Source organism: Pseudomonas sp. Sample_10, assembly GCF_004321495.1.
Classification (GTDB): Bacteria; Pseudomonadota; Gammaproteobacteria; order Pseudomonadales; family Pseudomonadaceae; genus Aquipseudomonas.
The window spans coordinates 103,133-109,726 of record NZ_RCOE01000150.1; the positions used below are offsets into that span (position 1 = coordinate 103,133).

The 6,594-nt window shown below is 60.9% G+C and carries 6 protein-coding genes; 4 read left to right on the forward strand and 2 right to left on the reverse strand.

Annotated elements, in window-relative coordinates; translation table 11 throughout:
* Positions 1–53 precede the first annotated feature (53 nt).
* A complete protein-coding gene (locus tag D8U18_RS14560) occupies positions 54–1,064 on the forward strand; it encodes a hydrolase (RefSeq protein ID WP_131107855.1) in 1,011 nt (336 codons plus the stop codon).
* Positions 1,065–1,104: 40 nt separating this feature from the next.
* On the opposite strand, the gene D8U18_RS14565 is transcribed toward D8U18_RS14560, so the two are convergent.
* Both D8U18_RS14565 and D8U18_RS14570 read right to left on the reverse strand, forming a co-directional pair.
* Positions 1,105–1,959, reverse strand: a complete 855-nt coding sequence (locus tag D8U18_RS14565) for a sulfurtransferase (protein WP_131107856.1) — start codon at positions 1,957–1,959, stop codon at positions 1,105–1,107.
* 49 nt (positions 1,960–2,008) lie between these two features.
* Positions 2,009–2,677 carry a TetR/AcrR family transcriptional regulator gene (locus D8U18_RS14570; RefSeq protein WP_056854001.1) on the reverse strand — a complete coding sequence of 223 codons (669 nt, stop codon included), beginning with the start codon at positions 2,675–2,677 and terminating at the stop codon, positions 2,009–2,011.
* Positions 2,678–2,823: 146 nt separating this feature from the next.
* On the opposite strand from D8U18_RS14570, the gene D8U18_RS14575 reads away from it, so the two are divergent.
* From D8U18_RS14575 to D8U18_RS14585, 3 genes are all read left to right on the forward strand, one after another.
* A complete protein-coding gene (locus tag D8U18_RS14575) occupies positions 2,824–4,254 on the forward strand; it encodes a coniferyl aldehyde dehydrogenase (RefSeq protein ID WP_056854002.1) in 1,431 nt (476 codons plus the stop codon).
* Between the two features lie 28 nt (positions 4,255–4,282).
* Complete coding sequence (locus tag D8U18_RS14580) at positions 4,283–4,828, forward strand: twin-arginine translocation pathway signal protein (RefSeq protein WP_131107857.1); 546 nt, start codon at positions 4,283–4,285, stop codon at positions 4,826–4,828.
* A gap of 98 nt (positions 4,829–4,926) precedes the next feature.
* Positions 4,927–6,522 carry a GMC family oxidoreductase gene (locus tag D8U18_RS14585; protein ID WP_131107858.1) on the forward strand — a complete coding sequence of 532 codons (1,596 nt, stop codon included), beginning with the start codon at positions 4,927–4,929 and terminating at the stop codon, positions 6,520–6,522.
* Positions 6,523–6,594: the final 72 nt, after the last annotated feature.

Consider the following 6,594-nt stretch of genomic DNA (forward strand, 5'->3'; position numbering starts at 1 on the left):
GCGGCGCTGTCCCGCCGCGTCTTCCGGCAGACTCATGAACACATCCACCGAGAATGACTGTGCAACCGCACCCCGCACCGCCCTCCTTCACCCCCGCCTTCGGCATCGGCAACCCGCACCTGCAAACCTTGTGGGGGCCGCTGTGGCGTAAAACCGTGCACATCGACCGCGACCGCGAACGCCTGTGGCTCGAAGACGGTGATTTTCTCGATCTCGACTGGTACGGCCCGCACAGCGCCGAAGCGCCGTTGGTGCTGGTGCTGCACGGGCTGACCGGTTCATCGAATTCGCCCTACGTGGCCGGCATGCAAAAAGCCTTGGCTGATCGGGGCTGGGCCAGCGTCGCGCTGAACTGGCGCGGCTGCTCGGGCGAACCCAATCTATTGCCGCGCAGCTACCATTCCGGCGCCAGCGAAGATCTGGCCGAAACCATCAAACATCTGCGGGCCAAGCGGCCACTCGCGCCGCTCTATGCGGTCGGTTATTCCCTGGGTGGCAATGTCCTGCTCAAGCACCTGGGTGAAACCGGCAGTGACAGCGGCGTACTTGGCGCGGTGGCCGTGTCAGTGCCGTTCCGACTGGACCAGTGCGCCGACCGGATCGGCCAGGGTTTTTCCAAGGTCTACCAGGCGCACTTCATGCGCGAAATGCTGGCCTACATCAAGAACAAGCAGCGCCAGTTCCAGCATGACGGCCGGGAAGACGGCCTGGCGGCACTGGCCGCGCTCGGTTCATTGGAAAACATGCGCACGTTCTGGGATTTCGACGGCCGGGTGACCGCGCCACTGAACGGTTTCGTGGATGCCGAGGATTACTACCGCCGCGCATCGAGTCGCTACTTTCTCGGAGAGATTCGCACACCGACCCTGATCATTCAGGCGGCCGACGATCCCTTCGTCTTCCCCCACAGCCTGCCGCAAACCGATGAGTTATCGGCCTGTACGCAATTCGAACTGCAGGCCAAGGGCGGACACGTCGGGTTCGTCGACGGCTGGGTCAGGCAACCGGGTTACTACCTGGAACGACGCATCCCCCAGTGGCTGGCCAACGCAGGCCGGGCGTAGGCATACGAAGGGAGCTGCGAGCGTATCGATGCTTTGTTCTTCACTCGCCTACTGCGATACCCCGCGCAGGATCATTGATCCACTCGCTCCAAGAACCGGCGTACAACGCACCCAGCGGATACCCCGCCAGGCACAATGCGAACAGGTTATGGCAAGCCGTCACACCGGAACCGCAGTACGCCACCAGATCGTTCGGCGAACGGTCGGCAAGTTTTGCGGCGAAGCGCTGCTTGAGCTGATCAGCCGGCAGAAACCGCCCATCCGCGCCGAGGTTGTCGGTAAACGCCGCACATTGTGCACCGGGAATGTGCCCGGCGACCGGATCGATCGTTTCCATTTCACCCTTGAAGCGCGGCAGTGCGCGGGCATCGAGCAAGGTCAATTGCGGTTGCGCGAGACGCTTTTGCAATTGTTCGGCACTGAGCAGCAACGAAGCATCCGGGGCGCCGCTGAACGTGCCGCGAGTGATCGAGGACGCATCCAGACTCAGCGGCAAACCCGCCGCGTGCCAGGCCTTTAGCCCGCCATCGAGGATGAACACGCCGTCACGCTTGCCCAGCCAGGCCAGCAACCACCAGGCGCGAGCCGCGAAGGCGCCCGGGCCGTCGTCGTACAAAACCACTTCACTGTCATTGTTGATGCCCCAGGCTTGCAGACGCTCGATCAATTCGGCCGGTTCAGGCAGCGGATGACGCCCGGTCACGCCCTTCACCACTTTGCCGCTCAGATCACGTTCGAGATCGGCAAAGCTCGACCCGTTGATGTGGCCCTCGGCATAGCTGCGCTGCCCGTAATCCGGGTCTTCAAGGGCAAAGCGACAATCGAGAATCACCAACCCCGGCTGGTCCTTTTTCAAGTCCAGCGCTTGTGGGCTGATCAGTTGCGCGATGGGCATAGCGGGCTCCTGTGATTAAACGCAATTCAATCCTGCTGCACGCGCTGGCTCAAACCTCTTCCAGCGCCTGAGCCAACGGCACGTAAAACTCTTCAAACAAGGCGTTGACCGCTTCGCGCGCCTCATCCGTGACGAATCCGGCTTCCAGTACCAGTACCTGATACACGCCGCGCTTGATCGCCTGCTCGCTCAGATGACTGGAATTTTCCCGCGTGGTGCACAGAAAGCGCACCCAGGAAGTGAGGATGATCCAGGCATTGAGGGTCAGGGACTCGATCTGCACACGATCCATCTTCAAGATGCCAGCGGCAACGAAACCTTCGTAGATCGCCATGCCCTGAATTACGCAGCGCTGGGAAAAGCGCCGGTAACGGGCGGCCAGTTCCGGATCGCTGTCGAGCAAATGCTCGAGGTCGCGGTGCAAAAACCGGTAACCCCACATCGCCGAGAGCAACTCCTTGAGATAGAAGCGCTTGTCTTCTACCGTCGCGGCGCGGCCCTGTGGCGGGCGCAGAAAGCTGTCCACCAGGGTTTCGTACTCGCTGAACAGCACGGCGATGATCGCCTGCTTGTTCGGGAAGTGGTAGTACAGGTTGCCCGGGGAAATCTCCATGTGGGCAGCAATGTGGTTGGTGCTGATGCTGCGCTCGCCCTGTTGATTGAACAGCTCCAGGCTGTTCTGCACGATGCGCTCGCTGGTTTTGATCCGTGGGGCCATGGCTTGAGCTTTAATTCAGAGTGCGTTGATGGGCATCTTACGACCTATCCGCAAGCGGATGGAACATCACTGCGCGACGAAGGCATTTGACTTTTTAGAGCATAGACTCTAAAAAGTGCCTCATTAGAATAAATCCGGAGCCGACCATGACTGCTGAAATTTCCTACCTGCAAAACCTACAGCAGCCTCTGGACGAGCTTCAGGCGCTGTTCGAAGCACAACGTGCGGCGTATGCCGCCAACCCGATGCCCCCTGCCGCCCAGCGCCAACAGTGGCTCAAGGCATTGCGCGACTTGCTGAACAGCGAGCGTCAGGCCTTGATTGACGCGATCAGCCAGGACTTCAGCCATCGCAGCGCCGATGAGACCCTGCTCGCTGAATTGATGCCCAGCCTGCACGGCATCCATTACGCCAGCCAGCACCTCAAAGGCTGGATGCGTGCGTCGCGGCGCAAGGTCGGCGTTGCCTTTCAACCAGCCTCGGCCAAAGTGGTTTACCAGCCGCTGGGCGTGGTTGGGGTGATCGTGCCGTGGAATTACCCGTTGTACCTGGCGATCGGCCCGATGGTGGGTGCGCTGTCGGCGGGTAACCGGGTGATGCTCAAGCTCAGCGAATCCACCCCGGCCACCGGTTTGCTGATGAAGCAGTTGTTGGCGCGGATCTTCCCCGAAGACCTGGTCTGCGTCGTGCTGGGCGAGGCCGATATCGGCGTGGCGTTTTCCCGCCTGCGTTTCGATCACTTGTTGTTCACTGGCGCCACCAGCATCGGTAAGCACGTGATGCGCGCGGCGGCGGAGAACCTGACACCGGTGACACTGGAACTGGGTGGCAAGTCTCCGGCCATTGTGTCCCACGATGTGCCGCTCAAGGACGCCGCCGAACGCATCGCGTTCGGCAAGACCCTCAATGCCGGACAGACCTGCGTGGCTCCGGACTACGTGCTGGTGCCGGAGGATCGTGTCGGTGGCTTCGTTGAAGCCTATCGCTCGGCTGTGCGCGGGTTTTATCCGACGCTGACTGACAACCCGGACTACACGGCAATCATCAATGATCGACAACTGGCTCGGCTCAATGGCTACGTCAGCGATGCCACCAGCAAGGGTGCGTTGCTGATTCCTCTGTTCGAGCAAAGCCAGGGCCGTCGCATGGGCCATAGCCTGTTGCTCAACGTCAGCGATGACATGATCGTGATGCAGGACGAAATCTTCGGCCCGCTGCTGCCGATCGTCCCGTATCGGGATCTCGATCAGGCGTTTGCCTACATCAACCAACGCCCTCGCCCGCTGGCGCTGTATTACTTCGGCTACGACAAGCGCGAGCAAAACCGCGTGCTGCACGAGACCCACTCCGGTGGCGTGTGCCTCAACGACACGCTGCTGCATGTGGCTCAGGATGACATGCCTTTCGGCGGCATCGGTGCTTCGGGCATGGGTCACTACCACGGGCACGAAGGCTTCCTCACCTTCAGCAAGGCCAAGGGTGTGCTGATCAAACAGCGCTTCAACGCGGCGAAACTGATCTATCCGCCGTACGGTAAATCCATTCAGAAACTGATCCAGAAGCTGTTTATTCGCTAACGATCGTCACCCTCGGGTAATAACAATAATGAACCCAAGCCTGTCCGATACACCCGCGCTGTCACGGCGCGGCCTGCTCAAGTTCAGCCTCGGCGCCAGCGCCTTTCTCGCCACCGCCGGATTGGGTGCCAGCCTCACGGGTTGCTCTTCGGGTGCACCGCAAAGTGGTTTCACGGCGTTGCGCAGCGGCGATCTGCTGTTTTTGCGGGCCTTGCTTCCGGTAATGCTTGACGGTGCGGTGACCGCCGAACGCATGCCGGCTGCGGTCGATGGCACTTTGAAAAGTCTGGACTACAACCTCGATCACCTGTCGCCGCAAATGCTCAAGCTGACCCGGCAACTGTTCGATGTGCTGGGCATGGCTGTCACACGCGGTCCGTTGACCGGGATCTGGGGCAGCTGGGAAAACGCCAGCGCCGACGATATCCGGCACTTCCTCGATCGCTGGGAAAACAGCTCGCTGAACTTGCTGCGCATGGGTCACAGCTCTTTGCTGCAACTGGTGATGATGGCCTGGTACGGCCGCCAGGAATCGTGGGCGCATTGCGGCTATCCCGGACCGCCGACGGTTTGAAAACCGTATCGAGCCTTTCGCGGGCAAGCCTCGCTCCTGCTGCAGCGAAGGCGTCATCTGCCTCACCAAAATATCCAGAACAATAAGAGAACCCGAAGATGCCCGTACCCGATCCGTTCCGCGAAGGCATGGCCCGTGGCTGGAAAACCCATAACGGTTCGCAACTGAGCCAGGACCTGACCCTCGAAGCGGATGTGGCGATCATCGGCAGCGGTGCCGGTGGCGGCACCACCGCCGAAATCCTCAGCGCAGCCGGCTACAAAGTGCTGCTGATCGAGGAAGGTCCGCTCAAGACCAGCAGCGACTTCAAACTGCTCGAAGACCAGGCCTACGCCAGTCTCTATCAGGAAGGCATCGGGCGCATGAGCAAGGATGGCGCGATCACCATCCTTCAGGGCCGGGCGGTGGGCGGCACCACGCTGATCAACTGGACTTCCAGTTTTCGCACTCCGCAACCGACCCTGGAGCATTGGGCCAAAGAGCACAACGTCAAGGGTCACAGCCCGGCCGACATGGCGCCGTGGTTCGAAAAAATGGAGCAGCGTCTGGGCGTCGCGCCGTGGATGGTCCCGCCCAATGCCAACAACGACGTGATCCGCAAAGGCTGCGAAAAACTCGGCTACAGCTGGCATGTCATCCCGCGCAACGTGCGCGGCTGCTGGAACCTCGGCTATTGCGGCATGGGCTGCCCGACCAACGCCAAGCAATCGATGATGGTCACGACCATTCCAGCGACCCTGGAAAAGGGCGGCGAGTTGCTTTACCTGGCCCGCGCCGAAAAACTCGTCATCAGCGGCGACAAAGTCACCGGCCTGCATTGCGTGGCGATGGACGAGCGCTGCGTCGAACCCACCGGTCGCAAGATCACGGTCACGGCGCGGCATTACGTGCTGGCCGGCGGTGGCATCAACTCACCAGGCTTGTTGATGCGTTCCGGAGCGCCTGATCCGCACGAACGCTTGGGCAAACGCACGTTCCTGCATCCGGTGAACATGTCCGCTGCGTTGTTCGACGAGGTCGTCAACCCGTTCTATGGCGCGCCGCAGTCCATTTATTCCGATCATTTCCAATGGCAGAACGGCACTACCGGCCCCATGGCCTACAAACTGGAAGTTCCACCGCTACACCCGGCGCTGGCCGCGACATTACTCGGGGGCTTTGGCGAGGAAAACGCCGGGCACATGACCAACCTGCCGCACACCCACGCCATGCTGGCACTGCTGCGCGACGGTTTTCACCCGGACAGCCAGGGTGGCAACGTCGAATTACGCAGCGACGACACGCCAGTACTCGATTACCAAATCTCGCCTTATACCTGGGACGGGTTGCGCCGGGCATTCCACACGATGGCCGAGATCCAGTTCGCCGGCGGCGCCCGGGCGGTGATGCCGATGCACGCCGACGCGCGCTACGTCAAAACCCTCGCCGAGGCACGCGCGCTGATTGACGGTCTAAGCCTGGAGTTGTACCGCACTCGTTTGGGCAGCGCGCATGTGATGGGGGGTTGCGCGATGGGCGAAGATCCGAAAAATGCCGTGACCGACAGCCTCGGCCGGCACCATCAATTGGCCAATCTATCGATTCATGACGGCTCGCTATTCCCTACCAGCATTGGCGCAAACCCGCAGTTGTCGGTCTACGGCCTGACGGCGCAACTGGCGACTTCTCTGGCCGAACGTTTAAAAAATCCGTGAAAAAAGCGATTATTCGCATCGTCTATAGTGCTTTCTTACCCAACAGGCGACTTGGCCGACCGGGAAGGCTGC